General features: G+C 44.0%; 20 protein-coding genes. 16 read left to right on the top strand and 4 right to left on the bottom strand.

Annotated elements, in window-relative coordinates:
- Window positions 1-96: 96 nt before the first annotated feature.
- On the top strand, window positions 97-3,636 hold the full coding sequence (gene nifJ, locus G5A70_RS02370) for a pyruvate:ferredoxin (flavodoxin) oxidoreductase (protein ID WP_173747647.1): 3,540 nt from the start codon (window positions 97-99) through the stop codon (window positions 3,634-3,636).
- 101 nt (window positions 3,637-3,737) lie between these two features.
- Here nifJ and G5A70_RS02365 read toward each other — a convergent pair whose 3' ends face one another.
- Window positions 3,738-5,030, bottom strand: coding sequence for a hemolysin family protein (locus G5A70_RS02365; RefSeq protein ID WP_173747645.1), 1,293 nt, complete (start codon window positions 5,028-5,030; stop codon window positions 3,738-3,740).
- 370 nt (window positions 5,031-5,400) lie between these two features.
- Here G5A70_RS02365 and G5A70_RS02360 point away from each other — a divergent pair, with 370 nt between their 5' ends.
- From G5A70_RS02360 to recO, 4 genes are all read left to right on the top strand, one after another.
- The gene (locus G5A70_RS02360; protein ID WP_173748001.1) at window positions 5,401-6,042 is read left to right on the top strand and encodes a phosphoribosyltransferase; all 642 of its coding nucleotides are present in this window, start codon (window positions 5,401-5,403) and stop codon (window positions 6,040-6,042) included.
- Between the two features lie 160 nt (window positions 6,043-6,202).
- Window positions 6,203-9,121 (top strand): insulinase family protein, encoded by a 2,919-nt coding sequence (locus tag G5A70_RS02355; protein ID WP_173747643.1) that lies wholly within the window; start codon window positions 6,203-6,205, stop codon window positions 9,119-9,121.
- 12 nt (window positions 9,122-9,133) lie between these two features.
- Window positions 9,134-10,039 (top strand): GTPase Era, encoded by a 906-nt coding sequence (era, locus tag G5A70_RS02350; protein WP_173747640.1) that lies wholly within the window; start codon window positions 9,134-9,136, stop codon window positions 10,037-10,039.
- Window positions 10,039-10,782, top strand: coding sequence for a DNA repair protein RecO (recO, locus tag G5A70_RS02345; RefSeq protein WP_173747638.1), 744 nt, complete (start codon window positions 10,039-10,041; stop codon window positions 10,780-10,782). The genes era and recO overlap by 1 nt, the downstream gene beginning before the upstream one ends.
- A 77-nt stretch (window positions 10,783-10,859) precedes the next feature.
- On the opposite strand, the gene G5A70_RS02340 is transcribed toward recO, so the two are convergent.
- Window positions 10,860-12,278 carry an amidophosphoribosyltransferase gene (locus G5A70_RS02340; protein WP_173747636.1) on the bottom strand — a complete coding sequence of 473 codons (1,419 nt, stop codon included), beginning with the start codon at window positions 12,276-12,278 and terminating at the stop codon, window positions 10,860-10,862.
- Window positions 12,279-12,446: 168 nt separating this feature from the next.
- Here G5A70_RS02340 and G5A70_RS02335 point away from each other — a divergent pair, with 168 nt between their 5' ends.
- From G5A70_RS02335 to G5A70_RS02310, 6 genes are read left to right on the top strand one after another with little or no spacing between them, the layout of a single operon-like run.
- Window positions 12,447-13,205, top strand: coding sequence for an exodeoxyribonuclease III (locus G5A70_RS02335; protein ID WP_173747634.1), 759 nt, complete (start codon window positions 12,447-12,449; stop codon window positions 13,203-13,205).
- A 4-nt stretch (window positions 13,206-13,209) separates the two neighbouring features.
- Window positions 13,210-14,274: a selenide, water dikinase SelD gene (selD, locus tag G5A70_RS02330; protein ID WP_173747999.1), complete on the top strand. Its 1,065-nt coding sequence runs from the start codon at window positions 13,210-13,212 to the stop codon at window positions 14,272-14,274.
- A complete protein-coding gene (locus G5A70_RS02325) occupies window positions 14,271-15,404 on the top strand; it encodes an aminotransferase class V-fold PLP-dependent enzyme (RefSeq protein WP_173747632.1) in 1,134 nt (377 codons plus the stop codon). Before selD ends, G5A70_RS02325 begins: the two co-directional genes overlap by 4 nt.
- A gap of 18 nt (window positions 15,405-15,422) precedes the next feature.
- Entirely contained in the window at window positions 15,423-16,700 is a 1,278-nt protein-coding gene (locus G5A70_RS02320; protein ID WP_173747630.1) for a DNA polymerase Y family protein, read from the top strand.
- A complete protein-coding gene (locus G5A70_RS02315; RefSeq protein WP_173747628.1) occupies window positions 16,693-16,887 on the top strand; it encodes a ubiquinone biosynthesis protein UbiE in 195 nt (64 codons plus the stop codon). The genes G5A70_RS02320 and G5A70_RS02315 overlap by 8 nt, the downstream gene beginning before the upstream one ends.
- A gap of 39 nt (window positions 16,888-16,926) precedes the next feature.
- Complete coding sequence (locus tag G5A70_RS02310; protein WP_173747626.1) at window positions 16,927-17,373, top strand: GNAT family N-acetyltransferase; 447 nt, start codon at window positions 16,927-16,929, stop codon at window positions 17,371-17,373.
- A gap of 12 nt (window positions 17,374-17,385) precedes the next feature.
- On the opposite strand, the gene G5A70_RS02305 is transcribed toward G5A70_RS02310, so the two are convergent.
- Both G5A70_RS02305 and G5A70_RS02300 read right to left on the bottom strand, forming a co-directional pair.
- Window positions 17,386-17,913 (bottom strand): ECF transporter S component, encoded by a 528-nt coding sequence (locus tag G5A70_RS02305; RefSeq protein WP_173747624.1) that lies wholly within the window; start codon window positions 17,911-17,913, stop codon window positions 17,386-17,388.
- 165 nt (window positions 17,914-18,078) lie between these two features.
- Complete coding sequence (locus G5A70_RS02300; RefSeq protein WP_173747622.1) at window positions 18,079-18,651, bottom strand: xanthine phosphoribosyltransferase; 573 nt, start codon at window positions 18,649-18,651, stop codon at window positions 18,079-18,081.
- A gap of 166 nt (window positions 18,652-18,817) precedes the next feature.
- Here G5A70_RS02300 and G5A70_RS02295 point away from each other — a divergent pair, with 166 nt between their 5' ends.
- The 5 genes from G5A70_RS02295 to G5A70_RS02275 all read left to right on the top strand — a co-directional run bounded on the left by G5A70_RS02295 (window position 18,818) and on the right by G5A70_RS02275 (window position 23,387).
- Complete coding sequence (locus G5A70_RS02295) at window positions 18,818-19,057, top strand: hypothetical protein (protein WP_173747620.1); 240 nt, start codon at window positions 18,818-18,820, stop codon at window positions 19,055-19,057.
- Window positions 19,058-19,127: 70 nt separating this feature from the next.
- The gene (locus G5A70_RS02290) at window positions 19,128-19,475 is read left to right on the top strand and encodes a metal-sensing transcriptional repressor (protein ID WP_173747618.1); all 348 of its coding nucleotides are present in this window, start codon (window positions 19,128-19,130) and stop codon (window positions 19,473-19,475) included.
- Window positions 19,476-19,507: 32 nt separating this feature from the next.
- Complete coding sequence (locus G5A70_RS02285) at window positions 19,508-20,344, top strand: Mrp/NBP35 family ATP-binding protein (RefSeq protein ID WP_173747616.1); 837 nt, start codon at window positions 19,508-19,510, stop codon at window positions 20,342-20,344.
- Window positions 20,345-20,662: 318 nt separating this feature from the next.
- Window positions 20,663-20,890, top strand: coding sequence for an HPr family phosphocarrier protein (locus G5A70_RS02280; RefSeq protein WP_111920924.1), 228 nt, complete (start codon window positions 20,663-20,665; stop codon window positions 20,888-20,890).
- Window positions 20,891-21,008: 118 nt separating this feature from the next.
- Window positions 21,009-23,387: an ATP-dependent DNA helicase gene (locus tag G5A70_RS02275; protein ID WP_226853466.1), complete on the top strand. Its 2,379-nt coding sequence runs from the start codon at window positions 21,009-21,011 to the stop codon at window positions 23,385-23,387.
- Window positions 23,388-23,417 lie beyond the last annotated feature (30 nt).

Genomic DNA, 23,417 nt, shown 5'->3' with positions numbered 1-23,417 from the left:
ATGCACTTGAAATCGTGCTATAATTTCTTATAGACTTCGTGAGCGAAGTGGAATATTGTTAAAAAAACAACAATTTTCAAGGAGGAAAAAAATCAAATGGCTAGAAAGATGAAAACCATGGATGGTAACCATGCAGCAGCTCATGCTTCATATGCTTATTCAGATGTTGCGGCTATCTATCCGATTACCCCTTCATCCGTAATGGCAGAAGCTACAGATGAGTGGGCAACACAGGGAAGAAAGAACATTTTCGGACAGGAAGTACAGGTTACAGAAATGCAGTCTGAAGCTGGTGCTGCTGGTGCAGTTCACGGCTCTTTGGCAGCAGGTGCCCTGACTACTACATATACAGCATCTCAGGGTCTTCTGTTGATGATTCCAAACCTTTACAAAATCGCTGGTGAGCAGTTACCGGGCGTTATCAACGTATCTGCTCGTGCTTTAGCAAGCCATGCACTGTCTATCTTCGGAGACCACTCTGATGTTTATGCATGCCGTCAGACAGGCTGCGCTATGTTATGTGAATCTTCTGTACAGGAAGTTATGGACTTAACACCGGTTGCTCATTGCTCCGCAATCAAAGGGAAAGTTCCATTCATTAACTTCTTCGACGGATTCCGTACATCTCATGAAATCCAGAAGATTGAAACATGGGATTACGAAGATTTAAAAGACATGGTAGATATGGACGCTGTTGACGCATTCCGTAAACACGCTTTAAATCCAAATCACCCATGCCAGAGAGGTTCTGCTCAGAACCCGGATATCTTCTTCCAGGCAAGAGAAGCATGTAACCCATACTATGATGCATTACCTGCATTAGTACAGGAATACATGGACAAAGTAAACGAAAAAATCGGTACAAACTATAAATTATTCAACTACTACGGTGCTGAAGATGCTGAACACGTAATCATCGCTATGGGTTCTGCTTGTGAAACAATTGAAGAAACCATCGATTACTTAATGGCAGCAGGCAAAAAAGTTGGTCTTGTTACAGTTCGTCTTTACAGACCATTCTGCGCGGAAGCATTAGTAAACGCTATTCCGGATTCTGTAAAACAGATTTCTGTATTAGACAGAACAAAAGAACCAGGTGCTCTTGGTGAACCATTATACTTAGACGTTGTTGCTGCATTAAAAGGCACAAAATTCAACGATACACCAATCTTCAGCGGACGTTACGGATTAGGTTCCAAAGATACAACACCGGCTCAGATCGTTGCTGTATACGAAAACACAACAAAAGAAAAATTCACAATCGGTATTGTGGATGATGTTACAAACTTATCTCTGGAAGTTGGCGCTCCTCTTGTTACTACACCGGAAGGAACTATCAACTGCAAATTCTGGGGATTAGGAGCTGACGGTACTGTTGGTGCGAACAAAAACTCCATCAAGATTATCGGTGACAACACAGATATGTATGCACAGGCATACTTTGATTATGACTCTAAAAAATCCGGTGGTGTTACAATGTCTCACCTTCGTTTTGGTAAGAGCCCAATCAAATCCACATATCTGATTAGACAGGCAAACTTTGTTGCATGTCACAACCCGTCTTATGTGAACAAATACAATATGGTTCAGGAATTAGTGGACGGCGGTACATTCTTATTAAACTGCCCATGGGATATGGAAGGCCTTGAAAAACACTTGCCGGGACAGGTAAAAGCATTTATTGCCAACCACAATATCAAATTCTATGTAATTGACGGTATTAAGATTGGTAAAGAAATCGGACTTGGCGGACGTATCAACACAGTTCTTCAGTCTGCATTCTTCAAACTGGCTAACATCATTCCGGAAGATCATGCTATCGAATTAATGAAAGCTGCTGCAAAAGCAACTTACGGAAGAAAAGGTGACGCTATCGTTCAGATGAACTATGACGCTATCGATGCAGGTGCAAAACAGGTTGTTGAAGTTCAGGTTCCGGAAAGCTGGAAAGACTGCGCTGATGAAGGTCTGTTTATGGCACATGCAGAAGGCGGACGCGGCGACGTTGTTGATTTCGTAAACAACATCCAGGCAAAAGTAAATGCTCAGGAAGGTAATACATTACCTGTATCTGCATTCAAAGATTACGTTGACGGTACTACCCCATCTGGTTCTTCTGCATTTGAAAAACGTGGTATTGCAGTGGATATCCCTGTATGGCAGCCGGAAAACTGTATCCAGTGTAACCGTTGTGCATATGTATGTCCTCATGCTGTTATCCGTCCGGTTGCTATGACTGACGAAGAAGTAGCAGCAGCTCCGGAAGGAATGAGAACATTGCCTATGACAGGTATGGCTGATTACAAATTCGTTATGACTGTATCTGCTTACGACTGTACAGGATGTGGTTCTTGTGCTAATGTCTGCCCAGGTAAGAAGGGTGCAAAAGCGCTTGTTATGGCAAACATGGAAGCAAATGCAGGCGAGCAGAAATTCTTCGATTACGGTGTAACATTACCGGTTAAAGAAGATGTTATCGCTAAATTCAAAGAAAATACAGTAAAAGGTTCTCAGTTCAAACAGCCGTTACTTGAGTTCTCAGGAGCTTGTGCAGGTTGTGGAGAAACACCTTACGCTAAATTAATCACACAGTTATTTGGTGATAGAATGTACATTGCTAACGCAACAGGCTGTTCCTCTATCTGGGGTAACTCCTCACCATCTACACCATACACTGTAAACGCAAAAGGACAGGGTCCTGCATGGTCTAACTCTCTGTTCGAAGATAACGCTGAATTCGGATACGGTATGTTATTAGCTCAGAAAGCTATCCGTGGCGGATTAAAAGAAAAAGTTGAGTCTGTAATGGCTTACGAAGGATCTTCTGAAGAAGTAAAAGCTGCTTGTCAGGAATGGTTAGATACATTCGGAAGCGGAATTACAAACGGTGCAGCTACAGATAAATTAGTTGCAGCATTAGAAGGTGTTGATTGTGACGTATGCAAAGACATCGTTAAGAACAAAGACTTCTTAGCTAAGAAATCCCAGTGGATCTTCGGTGGTGACGGTTGGGCATACGACATCGGTTTTGGTGGCGTTGACCACGTATTAGCTTCCGGACAGGATATCAACGTTATGGTATTCGATACAGAAGTTTACTCCAACACAGGTGGACAGTCTTCTAAATCTACACCGACAGGTGCTATCGCACAGTTCGCAGCAGGCGGTAAAGAAGTGAAGAAGAAAGATATGGCTTCTATCGCTATGAGCTATGGTTATGTATACGTTGCTCAGATTGCTATGGGTGCAGACTTCAACCAGACTGTAAAAGCAATTGCTGAAGCGGAGGCATATCCGGGACCATCTCTGATTATTGCTTACGCTCCATGTATCAACCATGGTATCAAGAAAGGTATGAGCAAAGCTCAGACAGAAGAAGAATTAGCAGTTAAATGTGGATACTGGCACAACTTCCGCTTCAATCCAGCAGCAGAAAACAAATTCTCTCTGGATTCTAAAGCACCGGCAGCAGAAGGATACCAGGAATTCTTAGACGGAGAAGTTCGCTACAATTCTCTGAAACGTTCTAATCCGGAAAAAGCAGCTAGACTGTTTGCTAAGAATGAGTCTGAAGCTAAGGAAAGATACGAATATCTGAACAAACTGGTTACTCTGTACGGAAAAACAGAAGAGTAATTCCATTAACTGAAATGTTATAAATGTGTCCAAACGATTGAAAAGGACTCCCACCCGCAGGCAACTGCGGGGAGGGAGTCCTTTTTGATAAGAGGAGATATTTACGCCAGCGTGACCGTAGTCTCCCCAATGCAATGATTCTCCACCGTATGTACTTGTATTTTCAGTCCATCAGCCTCACAGGTGAAGCTTTCTCCGCGGTTTGGGATTCGTCCTATAATATCACAGACATACCCGTTATAAGTATCGTAGCGTTCAACAGGCAGCTTGATACCTACGGCTTCTGCTACATCGTCAAGACTGGCGCTGCCCAGAATGTTCCAGGTGTTTTCTGATATCTGTATAATTTCCGGACGCTGCAAATCATCTTCCAGTTCATATAAGTCACCAACCAGAGCCTCAATCAGGTCGTGAAGGGTGATGATTCCAGACATGCCGCCATATTCGTCTATCAGCACGGCAAAATATTTTCTGGATTTCTTCATTTCCTGGAACAGTACGTTTGCCTTAATGTTCTCGGGTACAAACCAGGGAGTATCCAAGGCATGTTTCAGAATATATTCTCTTGTTTTGGTGTTTGTTCTAAAGTAGTCCTTGGTATCCAGAATACCTACGATGTTGTCCGTATTTTCCCGATAGACAGGGTAATAAGTATGACGGCTGTCAAAAATAATAGTTTCCCATGTATTTAAACTGTCTTCGTAATTTAGAGAAAGTACGTCAATTCGATGTGTGCAAATCTGTTCTGCACTGGTGTCATTAAAGTCAAAAACATTCTGAATCATTTCTGTTTCGTCTTTGGCAATGGTACCTTGCTGACTGCCTTCTGAAAGCATCATACGGATTTCCTCTTCGGTTACCTGTTCTTCCGTTTCTTCCGGATTTATGCCGAGCAGTTTTAAAACTACATTGGTAGATACCGTTAAAAGAGATACCAGAGGGGCGGTGATTTTAGAAACCGTATACAGAATCCCCGCCAGGGATAAGGCCAGAGTTTCTGCCTTTTTCATAGCAATTCGTTTCGGTACCAGTTCTCCGAAAACCAGGCTGAAATAAGATAGAACAATGGTAATGACAATAACAGACAGCGAACTTAACACCTGTTCCGAGATGGGCACGCCTGCCTGCAGAAGCGTGTCCACCAGAGGCTGGGCAAAATAGTCCGCTGCAAAGGCACTGCTTAAAAAGCCTGCCAGGGTAATGGCTACCTGAATGGTTGCCAGAAAACGTGCCGGCTGCCGGGTTAGCTTCGTCAGTTTTACAGCCTTCTTGTTTCCCTGTTCTGTGAGCATTTTCAACTTTGTTTCATTCATGGAAATGACTGCAATTTCCGCACTTGCGAAAACAGCATTTAGTAAAATAAGTATTGCTAATAAAAAAAATGAACTAATCATAATGTTCCTCCTGTAAGATAAAATTGTAAAGTTTGTGAAATAAAATGCAAAACGGAACAGCCCCACAGACAGTAATGCTATCTGTGCAGCTGTTCCGTTATCTATTCATAATCTCACATGGAGAGGAAATCAGTGTTTTAATACAATTCGTATCAGGATCGTCGTCCATGAAAATCTTCACTTCCTTTCATTTTTTGATTAAGCAATAAAATAGCACATTACTTCCAGATAGTCAAGAAAAAATATAAAAGAAAAGATTTTTGTTTCTTTTGCATAAAAACCGTGATATAATTAAATTATCAGAAAATTTGAAGGCGAATAGCAGAAAAAAGAGATATTCTGTCAAAAGATGGGAGGGATTTTTATGGATATGGAGGCAAGAATGTTTAAGGCGTATGCAAAAGGGGACGAAAAGATTCAGCTGAAAATTATATCGGGACATTTTATAACGTCCCAGTCCCATATCACTCATTATCTGGATATGACCACGATGAAAACCAGATGTGCGGAGGCGGCCCAAATTGCAAGGCTGCTGTCTGCCAAATATGAGGCGACAACACCGGTAGACAGTATTATTTGTCTGGACGGATTGGAAGTTGTAGGTGCCTTTCTGGCAGAGGAACTGGCCAAAGCCGGTGTTTTATCCATGAATGCGCACAAGACCATTTACATTGTAACACCGGAATTTCATGCCAATGGGCAAATGCTTTTCAGGGATAATACGCAAAACATGGTAAAAAACAGGAATACGGTGATTTTGATGGGTTCCATTACTACGGGGACAACACTGCGGCAGTGTATGGAAACCGTGCTGTATTATGGGGGCAAAATACAGGGAGTCTCCGCAATTTTCAGTGCGGTGAACAAAGTGGCGGGAATTGAAATAAATGCAGTATATGATAAGCAGGACATTCCCGATTATGAATCTTATCCGGCGGAAAAATGCCCCATGTGTCAGCGAAAAGAAAGGATAGATGCCATTGTAAATGGATACGGTTATTCAAAATTGTAAATGAAAACAAAATGCAAAAAGGCGGCCTGGACATCGGCATTTTTGAAATGCGGGTGGCTTTGGCTGCCTTTTCTGATAGGAAAACCCCTATCAAGAAAACATAAATTGTGTTATACTATATGCTATGTATGAAGACAGAAAAGAATACGGAGGAAAGACTATGAGAATCGAGCAGGTTCCGGCTTATGAGCTGGTATTGACGCAGGATATCCCGGATATTCATTCAAAAGGTTATCTGCTGAAACATAAAAAAAGCGGTGCAAGAGTGATGCTTCTGGAAAACGATGATGACAATAAAGTATTTAATATCGCTTTCCGCACCCCGCCTTCCGACAGTACTGGTGTGGCGCATATTTTGGAACACAGTGTATTGTGCGGTTCCGAAAAATACCCGTTAAAAGACCCCTTTGTAGAACTGGTGAAGGGTTCCTTGAATACATTTTTGAACGCCATGACGTATCCGGATAAGACCATGTATCCCATTGCCAGCTGCAATGAACAGGATTTTAAAAACCTGATGCATGTGTATCTGGACGCGGTATTTTTTCCAAATATTTATGAAAAAGAAGAAATTTTCCGTCAGGAAGGCTGGCACTATGAACTGGAAGAGGAAGACGGGCCGATTACGTTAAATGGCGTGGTTTATAATGAAATGAAGGGCGCTTTTTCCTCACCGGAGGACGTGTTGGAAAGAGAAATTTTCAATTCTCTGTTTCCGGATACTCCTTATGGTGTAGAGTCCGGCGGCGACCCGAAATATATTCCTGAGCTGAAGTATTCCGACTTTCTTTCTTTCCATAGCCGCTATTATCACCCGGCCAACAGCTATATTTATCTTTACGGAAACATGGACATGGAAGAGCGGCTGAACTGGATGGACAAGGAATATCTGGGCAAATATGATGAAATTCCCGTACACTCGGAAATTCCCCGGCAAAACCCCTTTGAGGCGGTGCGGGAACTGGAAATGGAATATTCTATTACAGAAAATGAGCCGGAGGAAAATAATTCCTACCTTTCCTACAATGTGGTTGTGGGAGACAGCCTGGATGTGGAAACCTGTACAGCCTTTGAAGTGCTGGATTATACCCTTCTAAGCGCACCCGGGGCGCCTTTAAAGCAGGTGCTTTTAGATAAGGGAATCGGAAAGGATATTATGGGCTCTTATGAAGACGGTATCTATCAGCCCTTCTTTTCCATTGTAGCGAAAAATGCCAGACCTGAGGATAAGGAACGCTTTGTGTCTCTGATTCAGGATACACTGAAAGAGATTGTGAAAAACGGAGTAGACAAAAAGGCCATTGCAGCGGGCATTAATTATATGGAATTCCGTTTCCGTGAGGCGGACTTCTCCTCCTTCCCCAAAGGACTGATGTACGGCATTGACGTGTTTGACAGCTGGTTATATGATGATAACCGGCCTTTTGACCAGGTAATGCGTCTGGATATTTTCGAAAAATTGAAAGCAAAAGCAGATACCGGATACTTTGAAGAACTGATTGAAAAATATCTGTTGGAGAATACCCATGCTTCTATTGTAGTGGTAAATCCCAAAAGAGGACTGGCTGCGGAAACAGACAAAAAGCTGGAAGAAAAACTGGCGGCTTACAAAGCATCTTTAAGCAAAGAGGAAATCAGCAAAATTGCTGCAGATACCAGACACTTAAAGAAATACCAGGATGAGCCGGAGACAGAGGAAGCCCTTCGTACCATTCCACTGCTGAAAAGAAGCGATATCGGCACAGAAGCGGCAAAGCTATACAATACAGAAAAAAAGGTGGGAGATACCCGGATTCTTCACCACAACCTTTATACTAACGGCATCGGGTATCTGGATTTGCTCTTTGATACAAAACAGGTACCTCAGGATTTGATTCCCTATCTCGGAATTCTGAAATCCGTGCTAGGTTATGTAGATACGGAACATTACAAATACGGAGAACTGTTTAATGAAATCAATGCCAGAAGCGGTGGAATTGCCTTTGGAATTCAGGTATTCGGAGATGCAAAGGACAACCAAAAGACCACACAAGTGATGGGGATTCGGGCGAAAACTTTGTATAAAGATTTACCCTTTGTTTTTGAAATGATAAGAGAAATTCTTTGTACCTCTCATCTGGATGATGAAAAACGGCTTTATGAAATCCTTGCAAAAATGAAATCCAGACTGCAGATGAACCTGGCTTCTGCCGGACACAGCACAGCAGTTATGCGGGCACTTTCCTATTTTTCTGAAAATTCTAATTTCCAGGAAAGAGTAGCAGGCATTGATTTTTACAAATTTGTAGATGAGATGGAAAAGAATTTTCAGGAGAAAAAGCAGGAGATTATTGCAAATCTCAAAGGATTGATGCACTATGTTTTCAGACCGGAAAATCTGTTGGTAAGCTATACGGCAGATGAGGAGGGATATGCATATCTGGAAAAAGAAGTAGAGCAGTTAAAGGGCGTTCTTTATACTTCTGCTGTAAAAACAGGAGCAACAAAAACACAGTTTGAAGTCAAAAACGAGGGCTTCAAAACCTCCGGACAGGTGCAGTATGTAGCAGCGGCCGGCAATTTTGCGGAGGCAGGTTTTGCCTATACAGGCGCCCTTCGGATACTGAAAGTCATGTTAAGTTATGAATATCTCTGGATGAATATCCGCGTGAAGGGCGGTGCGTATGGCTGTATGAGTTCTTTCAGACGAAACGGAGACGGATTTTTGGTATCTTACCGCGACCCGAACCTTACGAAAACACTGGCAGTGTTTAAAAAGACAGGAGATTTTATCCGCTCTTTTGATGCAGATGAAAGAGAAATGACAAAATACATTATCGGAACAATCAGCGAAATCGACACACCTCTGACTCCGTCAGCCAAGGGGAATATGTCTTTAAATGCCTGGTTTTCCAATCTGACGGAAGAGGACTTACAGAAAGAGCGCAGCGAAATTTTAAATGCACAGCCGGAAGATATACGCCGTCTGGCAGGCATTGTAGACGCCATGATGGAACAGAACCGTATCTGTGTCATTGGCAGTGAAGAGAAAATAGAACAGGAGAAAAAGGTGTTTGGCGAGGTCAGACACTTACTGTAAAAAGGAGAATGTATGAATGCAGATTTTAAATCGGGCTTTGCAGCCATTATAGGCAGGCCCAATGTGGGAAAATCCACGTTGATGAATCATTTAATCGGACAGAAGATTGCCATTACATCCAGAAAACCCCAGACCACCAGGAATAAAATTCAAACGGTTTATACAGATGAACGGGGCCAGGTGGTATTTCTGGATACACCGGGAATTCACAAGGCTAAAAACAAACTGGGAGAATATATGGTAAATGTTGCCCAGAGAACTTTTAAAGACGCGGATGTGATTCTGTGGCTGGTAGAGCCAACCAATTTTATCGGTGCAGGAGAGCGGCATATTGCAGAGCAATTGAAGCTGTGTAAGCTTCCGGTGATTCTGGTAATCAATAAAGTGGACACCGTAAAGAAAAGTGAAGTTGCGGGTTTTATTGAATCATACCGCAATATCTGCAATTTTGCGGAGATTGTACCGGTATCGGCTCTTCGTTCCCAGAACCTGGACACACTTCTGGAATGTATTTTTAAATACCTGCCTTATGGACCGCAGTTTTATGATGAGGACACTGTGACAGACCAGCCGCAAAGACAGATTGTGGCAGAGATGATTCGGGAAAAAGCGCTGCGTACACTGGATGAGGAAATTCCTCACGGAATTGCAGTGACCATTGACCGGATGAAAGAACGCTCTCAGGGAAATCTGGTAGATATTGATGCCACCATTATCTGTGAACGGGATTCTCATAAGGGAATTATCATAGGAAAACAAGGCGCCATGCTGAAAAAAATCGGAAGTGCAGCCCGGTTTGAGATTGAAAAAATGCTGGATATGAAAGTAAATCTGAAACTCTGGGTCAAGGTAAAGAAGGACTGGAGAGACAGTGATTACCTGATTAAGAATTTCGGATACGACAAGAAGGAAATCTGATGAGCGATTTCATTACTGTGACCGGCATGGTACTGTCTTCCATGCCCATTGGAGAATATGACAAAAGACTGGTGATGCTTACGAAGGAGAGAGGGAAAATCACCGTATTTGCCAAGGGGGCCAGAAGACAGAACAGCCCCCTTCTGGCGGTGGCCAATCCCTTTGTTTTTGGCTCGTTCTTTTTGTATGAGGGCAGAACTTCGTATCAGATGCGTTCCGCTTCCGTAATGGAATACTTTTCAGAACTGGCTTCTATACAGCCGGGAGTGTATTATGGCTTTTATTTTCTGGAACTGGCAGAGTATTATTCCAGTGAAAATACGGACGAAAAGCAGATGCTGAACCTGCTGTATGTGACGCTGAAAGCGCTGGTAAAGCAGCAGATGGAGAACGCCCTCATACGCTATGTATTTGAGCTGAAAGCCATGACAATAAACGGGGAATATCCCTCGGTTTTTGCCTGCAGAGACTGCGGAAGTACGGAAAATATCTGTTGGTTTTCTGTAGAACAGTCGGGTGTTTTCTGTGAAAACTGCGGCCAGGCGGAAAAAGGATTGATACATATCAGCCCCTCGGCGCTCTATACTCTGCAGTTTATTATTGCAGCCAAACTGGAAAAACTGTACTCCTTTACCGTGAATAGGGAAGTGCTGGAAGAGGTGGGAAGAGTTATGCGGGCGTACCGGAAACGGTATGTGGAGAAGGAATTTAGGAGTCTGGAGATACTAAAATTGCTGGTGTAGTCTTAGATGCATATGGAAATAAAATTGCCGTACGAAACAATTGTTTAACTATGTATTTCGTACGGCAATTATTTATGCTATTTTTTTCCGTTAAAGCAGTAAGTACATACTTTGCAAGGTTCAATATTAATAGAGGACAGCAAGTCATCCAACCGATGGAAATGCAGGGTAGTAAAGTTTAACTGTCTTCCGATTTCCTCCAGCATTTCTTTATAGTTCTGGGAATCCGGATCGGCGTAGGTATCCAGCACTTCACGGCTGACCGTTTCCCCTTCTCTTGCTGCAATGATTCTTCTGGTAATCAAATCCATTTCGGATTTGGAACGGGAGAAGTTCAGGAACGGACAGCCAAAAAGGAGTGGCGGGCAGGCCGGGCGGATATGAACTTCCTTTGCACCGCTGTTGTACAGAAATTCTGTGGTTTCCCGAAGCTGTGTGCCGCGGACAATGGAGTCATCAATGAGCAGCAGGCTGCGGTTTTTAATTAAAGCTTCCACAGGAATTAGTTTCATCCTGGCAATGAGGTTTCGCTGTTCCTGTCGGGATGGCATAAAGGAACGGGGCCAGGTCGGTGTATATTTTATAAATGGGCGGGAGAACGGAATGCCGGATTCATTGGCGTAGCCGATGGCATGGGCGATACCGGAATCCGGAACGCCTGCAACCAGGTCCGGGTTGACATCATCTCTCTGCGCATCTCTTTGAGCCAGCTTTTTACCGCATTCGTAACGCATATTTTCCACGTTGATGCCTTCATAGGTAGAGGTAGGATATCCGTAATATACCCATAAGAAGGAACAGATTTTCATTTCATTTAATGGCTGGGAAAGAGTTTCCACGCTCTCCGGTGTCAGGAAAACAATTTCTCCGGGACCCAGTTCACGCAACGTTTCATAGCCCAGATTTAAGTAGGCAAAGCTTTCAAAAGAAGCACAGTGTGCGCCGTCCTTTTTCCCGATAATCATTGGAGTACGTCCCATACGGTCTCTGGCTGCATAGATGCCTTCCGGAGTTAAAACCAGAAGTGTCATGGATCCCTGAATCAGTTCCTGGGCATAGCGGATACCGTCCACAATAGTTGCCTGCTGATTAATCAAAGAGGCCACCATTTCCGTAGGGTTAATGCTGCCGCCGCTCATTTCCAGAAAGTGGGTACAGCCATTTTTGTAGGAAATATCTACCAGTTCGTTCATGTTGTTAATTTTACCTACCGTTGTAACGGCAAAACTGCCCAGATGAGACTGCACCAGAAGTGGCTGTGGTTCATTGTCGGAAATACAGCCGATACCGGCAGTTCCTTCCAGTTCGTCCAAATCTCCGTCAAATTTGGTACGGAAGGGAGTGTTTTCGATGTTGTGAATCGAGCGGCTGAAGCCGTTTGGTCCATATACGGCCATACCGCCGCGTTTGGTTCCCAGATGAGAATGATAGTCTGTTCCGAAAAATAAATCCAAAGTACAGCTTGACTTAGAAGTTACTCCAAATATTCCACCCATTGTAGTTCTCCTTTTCTTGCATAACAAATTTTAATGTACTTCTTATTATATACTCTGCTTTCGGGATTCGTAAAGTGATTTACCAAAAGTTTTTGACTTCGCAAGGGAGAAAAAATAGTGTATAATAAAAAGAAAGATGTGCAAAAAGACAAGAAAAGGAGACCGATAATGAAATTTATTTCATGGAATGTAAATGGGTTGCGTGCATGTGTGCAGAAAGGCTTTACCGAATATTTTCAGGAAACAGATGCGGACTTTTTCTGCCTTCAGGAAACAAAGCTGCAGGAGGGACAGATAGACTTTTCACCGGAGGGATATTATTGTTACTGGAATTATGCGGTGAAAAAGGGCTATTCCGGAACCGCCATTTTTACAAAAAAGAAACCGCTTACCGTGACATACGGCATAGGTATAGAAGAACACGACCAGGAAGGACGTGTCATTACCCTGGAATATGAAAATTTTTATATGGTTACGGTTTATACACCTAATTCCCAAAGTGAGTTGGCAAGACTGGAGTACCGAATGAAATGGGAAGATGATTTTCGTGCTTATTTAAAGAAATTAGATGAGAAAAAGCCTGTAATTATGTGTGGAGATTTGAATGTGGCACATCGGGAAATAGACCTGAAAAATCCAAAAACCAATCGAAGAAATGCAGGTTTTACAGAGGAAGAAAGAGGCAAATTTACAGAATTTCTGGAAAGCGGATTTACAGATACCTTCCGCTATTTTTATCCGGAGGAAACGGGAATTTATTCCTGGTGGTCCTATCGTTTTAAGGCCAGAGAAAAGAACGCAGGATGGCGCATTGACTATTTCTGCACGTCTAAAAGACTGGAAGATAAGCTGGTTAGCGCAGCCATTCACACAGAAGTTTTGGGCTCAGACCATTGTCCGGTAGAAGTACAGATAAATGTGGAATGAGAAGATGGAAAAAGAGAGAATAAAATTAACACAATTTGCAAAAAGCGCAGGCTGCGCTGCCAAACTTTCCCCTCAGATTCTTGCAGAAGTTGTAGGGAAACTGCCTAAATTTCAAAACGAAAATCTTCTGGTAGGGGTGGAAACCTCAGATGATGCAGCTGTGTATCAGATTTCCGAAGAGTTGGCTATGATTCAGACCCTGGACTTTTTTCCGCCTATGGTGGACGAGCCGTATACCTTTGGAAAGATTGCCGCAGCTAATGCGTTAAGTGATATTTATGCCATGGGGGGAGAGCCGAAGCTGGCTTTAAATATTGTAGCTTATCCCCACTGCCTGGGCGCCGATGTGCTGGGAGAAATCCTGGCAGGCGGGGCCGATCAGGTAAAAGAAGCAGGGGCTGTTCTGGCAGGCGGCCACTCCATTAATGACGAAGAACCTAAGTACGGTATGGCGGTCACCGGGTTTGTGCATCCGGAAAAAATCTGGAAAAACCAGGGTGCACGTGCCGGGGACGTGCTGATTCTTACAAAACCTCTGGGGTCAGGGCTGGTAAATACAGCGGTAAAGGCAGAGCTGGCCTCGGAATATGCCCGAAAAAAAGTCATCGAGAGTATGACAACCCTGAACAAAAAGGCCAGAGATGTGTTTCAGGAATTTCCCATTCACTGCTGTACAGATGTGACAGGATTTTCTCTGGCAGGACACGGCCTGGAAATTGCCAGAGCCAGTGAAGTGACTCTGGAAATCCTGGCAGACAGGCTGCCCATTCTTCCGGAGGCACTGGACTATGCGTCTATGGGATTGGTGCCGGAGGGAACCTACCGGAATAAGCGTTACCAAAAGCCGGAAATATTGCTGGAAAGCGGTATTGAGGAAGCCATGGAGGACCTGATTTTTGACCCTCAGACTTCCGGCGGCCTTCTGGTGAGTGTGGAGGAAAAGTACGCAGACGCTATATTAGAAGCGTTGAAAAATAAGGAAATGGAAACGCCTTTTGCTGTGATTGGAAGAGTCCTGACAAAGCAGGAGGCTTATATAAAAATCAGAAAAGCAGGAGTAGAAAAATGATTTATCTGGACAATGCGGCTACGACGATTAAAAAGCCCCAATGTGTAAAACAAGCTGTTTTTGATGCTATGGACAGACTAGGAAACAGTGCCAGAGGTATGCATGGACCGGCGCTGGCAGCGGCCAGGGAAATCTATGCAGCCAGGGAAAAAGCAGCCGCTTTTTTCGGAGCAGGGAGGGCTGAAAGGACCGTATTTACCAGCAACGCCACAGAGGCATTGAATATTGCCATAGAGGGAGCAATAAAGCCGGGGATGCATGTGATAACTACAGAAGCAGAGCATAATTCCGTGCTTCGTCCTCTGTACAGGAAGGCACGAAAAGGTGTGAAGCTAACGATTGTAAAAGCAGATAATAAGGGCAGAATCTTGGCAGAAGATATTGAGAAGGCCATATGCCCGGAGACCTCCTGGTTGTTCTGCACCCATGCCTCCAATGTCACGGGAAATCTACTTCCTCTTGTAGAAATTGGAAAAATATGCAGGGGAAAAGGTGTACATCTGGGTGTAGATGTGGCCCAGAGCGGAGGATGTATTCCTATAGATATGGGGAAAACAGGCATTGAGCTTTTGTGTTTTACCGGACACAAAGGGCTTTTGGGCCCCCAGGGAACGGGAGGGTTGTGCGTAGGGCAGGACATTACATTGCCGCCCTTTAAAGTAGGAGGGAGTGGTATCCATTCCTTTGAGAAAGAGCACCCTTCTATAATACCGGAGGCGTTGGAAGCGGGTACAGCAAACGGACATAGCATTGCCGGATTATCCGCAGCCTTTGACTTTTTAAAAGAAACAAAAGTAGAGAATATACAGAAGCATGAAAGCTGCCTGATGCGTATTTTTTATGAACAGGTGGAAAAAATTCCCGGTGTTACTGTATATGGAGATTTTGAAGCCGAAGACAGGACGGCAGTGGTTTCTCTGAATATCAGAGATTATGATTCCAAGGAAATGGGAGATGTGCTTTGGCGGGAATATGACATTGCAGTCCGGGCCGGGGTGCACTGTGCGCCGCTTATTCATCGGGCTTTGGGTACAGAAAAGCAGGGAACGATTCGCTTTTCTTTCTCCTGGTTTAATACTGAGGAAGAGGCGCTGCAGGCTGCATGGGCGGTAAAGAAACTGGCATTTTAGGAAGGCAGGTTGGATTTTATGAAAACGGTCATTTTTCATATTGATGTGAACAGTGCATTTTTATCCTGGGAGGCTGTGTACCGTTTAAGAGAGCAGGGCGGCACCGTGGATTTACGGGAGATTGCCAGTGCGGTAGGCGGGGATAAGAGCAAAAGGCGGGGCATTATTCTGGCAAAATCACTGTCTGCCAAGGCCTGTGGTGTGAGAACCGGAGAGCCTCTGACAGATGCCTTAAAGAAGTGTCCGGGACTTACGGTAGTTCCAGCCCATCATGCCATGTACCGCCAGTATTCTGCCAAATTTATGGAGATTTTAAGGGAGTACAGCCCCGATGTGGAACAGTACAGCATTGATGAGGCTTTTATGGATATGAGCGGAATGGAACACCTGATTGGCGAGCCGGTAGCCTTTGCCCACAGGTTGAAGAACCGTATCAGCAAAGAATTGGGATTTACGGTCAACATAGGCATTTCCGATAAAAAATATCTGGCGAAAATGGCTTCGGATTTTGAAAAACCGGACCGTGTACATACACTTTTTCAAGAGGAAATTCAGAAAAAAATGTGGCCGCTTCCAGTATCAGAATTGCTGTTTGTAGGACGTTCTACAGAGCAGGTACTGAAAAAACTGGGTATCTATACCATTGGGGAACTGGCCCGGACGGATGTGGAAATTCTGAAAAATCATTTGAAAAAACAAGGGGAAAGCATCTGGAATTTTGCCAATGGCAGAGATGCTTCTCTGGTGGAAAGCGATGCTCATGGGAATAAAGGCTACAGCAACAGCACCACCATTGCCTTTGACGTTACAGAAGAAAGTACGGCCAAAATGGTGCTGCTTTCTCTTTGTGAAACAGTGGCTTCACGCCTCAGAAAAGATGAGGCCAGAGCAGAAGTTGTGTCTGTTTCTATTCGGGATTTCGAGATGAAAACTGTATCACATCAGAAGGTGATGCAGGCTCCCACCAATCTGACAGGAGAGATTTATGAGGCGGTTTGCCAGTTGTTTGATGAACTTTGGGACGGAACCCCCATACGGCTTTTGGGAGTATACACCAGCAAAGTAACCAGAGAGGAAAGGGGACGCCAGCTCAGCCTATTCGACACCACGGACTATGAAAAAATGGAAAAAATGGATCAGGCAGTGGACAAAATACGGAAAAAATTCGGCAGTAATTCTATTATGCGAGCCTCATTTCTGGATAATTCCAGGGTTGAAAATATGGCAGGAGGCCACCCGGACGGACGGCAGGTAGACTTAAAAACATTAAGGGAGAAGCAGGGAAAACATGAGTGAAATCAGAGAAGAATTTTTCAATGGATACTGCAAAAATTACGATATGGCAAGAACTGCGATAGGAGAATTTGAGCAGGGAGAAGAGGGATTTGTACTGGATAGAATTGACTGTGATTACGGAAATTGTCCTTACAGTGAAGACTGTGAAATGATGAAAAAAGTGTTTTCATTTTTGAGCAAATTATAATGAATCACAAATTAATAAAGAGAAAGCAGAGGAAAAAATATGTTGCATATCAGAGATATCAGGAAAGAAGACAGACAGGAATTTTTTGCCATGGCAAAAGAGTTTTACGGCGGACCGGCCTGTGACCATGACGTACCGGAGGAACATTTTGAGCGTACGCTGCAGGAGTGTATGAGAAGCCGGGAATATTCCAGAGTTCTGATGCTGGAGGACGAAACAGGAGTTGTGGGATACTTCCTTATTGCCATTACCTGGAGTAACGAAGCCGGAGGTATGGCTATTTGGCTGGAAGAATTGTTTTTTAAGAGCAGCTGTAGGGGAAAAGGCTATGGAACCAAGGTATTTGCATGGGTAGAAAAGGAATACCCCCAGGCGAAGCGTTTCCGCCTGGAGGCTACTTATACCAACAAAAGAGCAATCGCTCTGTATGAGCGTCTGGGGTATGAAGAACTGCACTATTATCAAATGATAAAAGACCGTCCGTAATGATGGGGATTTTTAAGCTTGCCGGGCTGCCAGAATGCGTCTGACGTCCGGGATTGCAGCGAAGACGGGGTAGAGTACCAGAGCCAGGACAAGTCCGCTGGCGCCCTGAATGAGGTTTGCGGGAATGCTGGCGGCCGCGCCTGCACCGTACAGGAAATATTCAAAGCAGAAATATCCGCCGGGCACCAGAATCATGTCCAGAATGCCTCCGGCTGCAACGCCCGCATAGGAATGTTTTCCGGCATGGGAAAGTTTCTGATAGGCAAAAGCGGAGGTCATGGCCACCAGTCCCTTTATGAGCAGAGTAATGGGTACATAAGTCAGGTATCCGCCCAAAAGGTCGGACATGCAGGAACCAATGCCGGCAGCCAGGAATCCATAGAGAGGGCCAAGAACCACACCGGAGAGAATGACAATGGCGTCTCCCGGGTGAATGTATCCGCCTGTTCCCGGTGTGGGAATCCGGACAGACATGGTGGCTACGCAGCAGAGGGCCGCGAAAAGAGCAGTTAAAACAAGAGTTTTTGTATGAGTTTTCATAAAATTGGCGTCCTTTCTAATTTGTTTTTCCTACTATACTGCAAAACTGGTACTTGTTAAATATCCAGTTTCGAATTATTTAACCATACCAGTTATGGGAGAAGATTTGCGGCATTGAACACAGAGAAAATAACCGGGTGTTCAATGCCGCAGATTTTTAAATACTTATTCACGAAAGGTAAGGGAGTCATCCGTCATAGAATCAATGATAGCCAGAGATTCCACCCGGATTCCTTTTTCTCTCAGCAGGTCGCCGCCGTGCTGGAAGCCTTTTTCGATGACGATACCGGTGCCTTCCAGAACGGCTCCGGAATTGTGTACAATTTCAATCAGGCCGTTTAAAGCACAGCCGTTGGCCAGAAAGTCATCAATAATCAGTACATGGTCATCGGCATTTAAAAATTTCTTGGACAGAATGACATCGTAAACCTTCTTATGTGTGAAGGATTCGATTTTTGTACAGTACATTTCTCCGTCCAAATTCAGGCTCTGGGTTTTTTTAGCAAAGACAACAGGTACGTTGAAATACTGGGCTGCAATGCAGGCAATGCCGATACCGGAAGCCTCAATGGTGAGAATCTTGGTGATAGGTGCGTCGGCGTAAATTCGTTTGAACTCTTTTCCTATCTCATTAATAAGGGGAATATCCATCTGATGATTGAGAAAACTGTCTACTTTCAGAATGTTTCCCGGTTTTACAATTCCATCTTTTAAAATGCGTTCCTTTAAAAGCTGCATTTGTGATTCCTCCTGTGTTTTCGATAAATACCATAATACGATATATTTCGCGGATTGGCAATTTGTTTTTCGCTTTTTTTCTAAAAAGTGTACAAGAGGTAGACTTTCGGTTGTGGTATGGTGTAAAATGGAGTAATAAAGTCAAATTATTCAGGAGGAAAATCAGATGCAGGAATACGAGGTCATTCGGGAGATGTTTAATCTTTGTCCCGGAAATCAGATGAGAGATATATTTATAGAAGAAATAGCACTTCCCGACCAGGCGGATTTGGAAAGCTATGTAAGGGAAAAGTTTAAAAATGAAGAACAGCTGACCATTGAACGGACGGATAAAGAGGACGGCAGTGTAGTCTTTGATGTGATGACTGCGGCCATCCATCAGCGTTACACCTTTTCCCGGTTTTGAAGCTTTTAAACATTGCTTTTTCGGCAAGGTCTGTTATAATGAAGTGAGTGCGAGAAAGGAGGAGCAGGATATGGAGCAATATCAGAAGCATCATCAGGAACACACCCATGTGCTGGAAGATGGAACCGTAGTGACTCACAGTCACGGGCATACCCACAGCCATGCACATACCAAAGCAGTGCTGAATCGTCTTTCCCGCGCAATCGGCCATTTGGAATCTATTCGCCGTATGGTAGAAGAGGGCAGGGACTGCAGCGAGGTGCTGATACAGCTTTCTGCCGTGAAATCAGCGATTAATAATACCGGAAAAGTAATTCTTCAGGATCATATCGAACACTGTATCGTAGACGCCATCGAACACGGAGATACAGAAGCTTTGGAAGAATTAAATAAAGCCATTGACCGTTTTATGAAATAATACAGAAAACAAAGATACCAGGAGGAAAAGTCATGAGTGAAGAAAAAAAACAATGTGACAGCAAGACCTGCAGCAAAGAAAGCTGTGCAGGCTGCAGCAGTGCCAAAGGAGGCGGAATTCCCAAGGAAACTCTGAATGCGCATTCCAGCATTAAAAAGGTCATCGGAGTTGTCAGCGGAAAAGGCGGTGTGGGAAAATCCTTTGTCACGGCATCTCTGGCAAATGAAATGGCATACCGGGGATATAAAGTGGGCATTATGGATGCCGATATTACCGGCCCTTCCATTCCGAGAATGTATGGATTAAAAGGTGCAGCAGTAGCAGATGAAAACGGCATTTATCCAATGGAGACAGGCAATGACATTAAGGTCATGTCCATTAACCTGCTGCTTCCACAGGAGGACGCTCCCGTTATTTGGAGAGGTCCGATTCTGGCCAATATGGTAAAACAGTTCTGGACAGATGTGGTGTGGGGGGAACTGGATTATCTGTTCGTAGACATGCCGCCGGGAACAGGCGATGTGCCGCTGACGGTATTCCAGTCTCTGCCCATTGACGGCATTGTCATTGTATCTTCTCCTCAGGATTTGGTACAGATGATTGTGAAAAAGGCTTATAATATGGCCAAAATGATGAACGTGCCTGTATTGGGACTGGTAGAGAACTACAGTTATGTGAAATGTCCGGACTGCGGAAAAGCCATCTATGTATTCGGAGAAAGCAAAGTAGACGCGGCAGCAGCCGAGGTACAGGTTCCGGTTATGGGCAAGATGCCTTTAGACCCGGAGATGGCGGCGGCCGTAGATGCCGGTCAGTTTGCAGGCGTGGTTAATACTTATCTGGGAGATGTGGAAAAATATCTGCCTTAAGGTGCTGTATCTTCCCATAAATAACAGAAAAAACGCAGAAAAAATCAAGTGGAAAAGAATCGGTATTCACATAAGTAACCGGTTCTTTTTTGCGTTTTTAAAGGAGTTTTGAAAAAAATTCATGAAAAGGGAGACAATCTATGTTAAGAAAATGTAAAAAATAACAAAAAAAACAGAAGAGAACTGGTAGTACCAGATAAGGCGGAATTTGTTGACAAATGGCAAATTCAGTGTAATAATACCGATAATGCAGAAAGAGGAATGCTGCAGACCAGATAATTTTTCTGAATCTTAACAGATAGAAAGGATGATTGTTTTATGGTAGAGCGCAAAATTAAACTGACTGCAAAAGAAGATGTAAAAGAATTTGTCAACGAAGCCAGCAAATGTGATTTTGATATTGACATATTTTATAACAGAGTAATTATTGACGCAAAATCAATCTTAGGTGTCCTGAGCATGGATTTGACAAGAATTCTTACCGTAAGATGCAATGGCCACGACGAGAAATTTAACAGCTACCTGGATAAATTTGCTGTTGCATAAAATTTCATGATGAGTATTGGAGCCCAGTACAACACACATTCGCAAATATGTATTGGCTAAGACCGCTTTTCCTTTGGGAGAAGCGGTTTTTTTGACGTACACACAGGCGGGTGTTATAATGGTATATATGATGAACAAAGAAAAAGAAGTGATTAAAATTTCAGTCCGCAATCTGGTAGAATTTATCCTGAGGAGCGGAAATCTGGACAACCGAAGAACCTTTCAGGCAGACAGGGATGCTATGACCAAAGGCAGCAAAATACACCGGAAAATCCAAAAACAGATGAAGACTTCTTATCGGGCAGAGGTGCCGTTGAAATGGGAGCAGGAATATCAGGAATTTGTGATTGCCGTGGAAGGCCGGGCAGACGGTATTATAGAAGAAGAGGAACGCACAGCCATTGATGAAATTAAGGGCGTTTACATGGATTTGCAGTTTCTGGAAGAGCCTGTATTGGTACACAAAGCACAGGCTATGTGTTATGCATATTTTTATGCAAGTCAGAATCATCTGGAAGAAATTGAGGTGCAGATGACCTACTGTCACCTGGAGTCAGAAGAAATCAAGCGCTTTCAGGAAACCTTTCCCCACAGCTATCTGAAGAAATGGTTTGAAGACTTGATAAATGAATATTATAAATGGGCAGAATTTCAGTACCGCAGGCGAATTGCCCGAAGAGAATCCATGGAAGGGCTGGAGTTTCCTTATCCTTACCGGGAGGGGCAGCGCAGTCTGGTATCGGGCGTGTATCACACGATGGCGGCCGGCCGGCAGCTTTTTATACAGGCGCCTACGGGAATCGGCAAGACCATGGCGGCGGTTTTTCCCGCCGTCCGGGCTGTAGGAGCAGGATATGGAGACAAAATTTTTTATCTGACAGCAAAGACCATTACCAGAACCGTGGCGGAGGAAGCCTTTGCCATTTTAAAAAGCAAAGGGCTTTCTTATAAAACCCTGACCATTACTGCAAAGGATAAGCTTTGCTTCAGCGGAGACGGGGAATGTAATCCTGAAAAATGTCCTGTGGCCAAGGGGCATTTTGACCGGGTGAATGACGCAGTGTTTGAGATTCTGCAGGAAAAGGATACATATTTGCGGGAGGATCTTCTTTTGCAGGCAGAGAAGTATCAGGTGTGCCCTTATGAGATGTGTCTGGACATTTCCACCTGGACGGATGCTATTATCTGTGACTACAACTATGTCTTTGACCCCAAGGTGCATTTAAAACGCTTTTTCGGTGACGGTGTGAAGGGAGATTATCTTTTTCTCATAGATGAAGCGCATAATCTGGTGGACAGGGGAAGAAAGATGTACAGCGCCATACTCTGCAAAGAGGATTTTCTGGAAACCGCCAAGGCCGTCAAGGGTCACAGCATCCGGCTTTTCCGGGTTTTGAACCGGTGTAATAAGCTGATGTTAGAATACAAAAGAGAATGTGAAAACTATGAGGTATTGGAAAATATCGGAGGGCTTTCCCTGCAGCTTATGAATTTGTTGGGGGAAATGGAAAACTTCCTGGAGAAAGAGCATGAGGAAAAGGTACAGAAGGCTGTGCTGGAATTTTCTTTTGAAGTGCGTCATTTTCTGAATATGTATGAACTGACTGATGAAAATTATGTGATTTATACTCATTACGGTGAGGAGGGCCGATTTTTGCTGACCCTGTTCTGCGTCAATCCAAGGAAAAATCTGCAGGAATGTATGAGCAGAGGCAGAGGAACCGTATTTTTTTCCGGGACGTTTCTGCCGCTTTTATATTATCGTTCCTTGTTCAGTATGCGGGACGACGACTATGCCATCTGTGCCAGTTCCCCATTTCCCAGGGAGCATTTAAAAGTGCTGGTTGCCAATGATGTAAGCAGTAAATACACCAGAAGGGAACAGTCCGAATATGAGCGGATGGCAGCGTATCTTCTGCAGATGGTTTCTGCGAAGAAAGGAAATTATTTGATATTCTTTCCCTCTTACCGTATGCTGGAGGACATTCATGCAATCTTTAAACAGCAGGTAGAGCAGAATGGGCTTCCGGTGGAGTGCATCTGTCAGACAAGCGGTATGTCAGAACAGGAGAGAGAAGAATTCTTGGCCTGTTTTGAGGAAGAACAGAGTACGGCGCTGGCTGGTTTCTGTGTCATGGGTGGTATTTTTTCAGAGGGTATAGATCTTACAGGGGAAAAGCTTATCGGTGCAGCCATCATTGGCACAGGGCTTCCACAGGTAGGGTGTGAACGGGAAATTCTGAAGGAATATTATGACAAGAGGGAACAGAGGGGCTTTGATTATGCCTATCGGTATCCAGGCATGAACAAGGTTTTACAGGCAGCCGGAAGAGTCATTAGAACGAAGGGAGATAAAGGGGTAGTGCTGCTCTTAGATGAGAGGTTTCTGCAACGAACTTACCGGGATTTGTTCCCGCCGGAATGGCAGCATTATGAGGTTTGCAATGCACAGAATGTGGGAGAAAAAATCAAAAGATTCTGGGGAGAAAATATCTGAAATACTTGCTCTTTTAGAGGGTGGGGCTTA

It is taken from the genome of Blautia hansenii, from assembly GCF_013304445.1.
Lineage (GTDB): Bacteria > Bacillota > Clostridia > Lachnospirales > Lachnospiraceae > Blautia.
The sequence above is the reverse complement of the archived record's forward strand: the minus strand, read 5'-3'. Positions and strand labels throughout refer to the sequence as shown.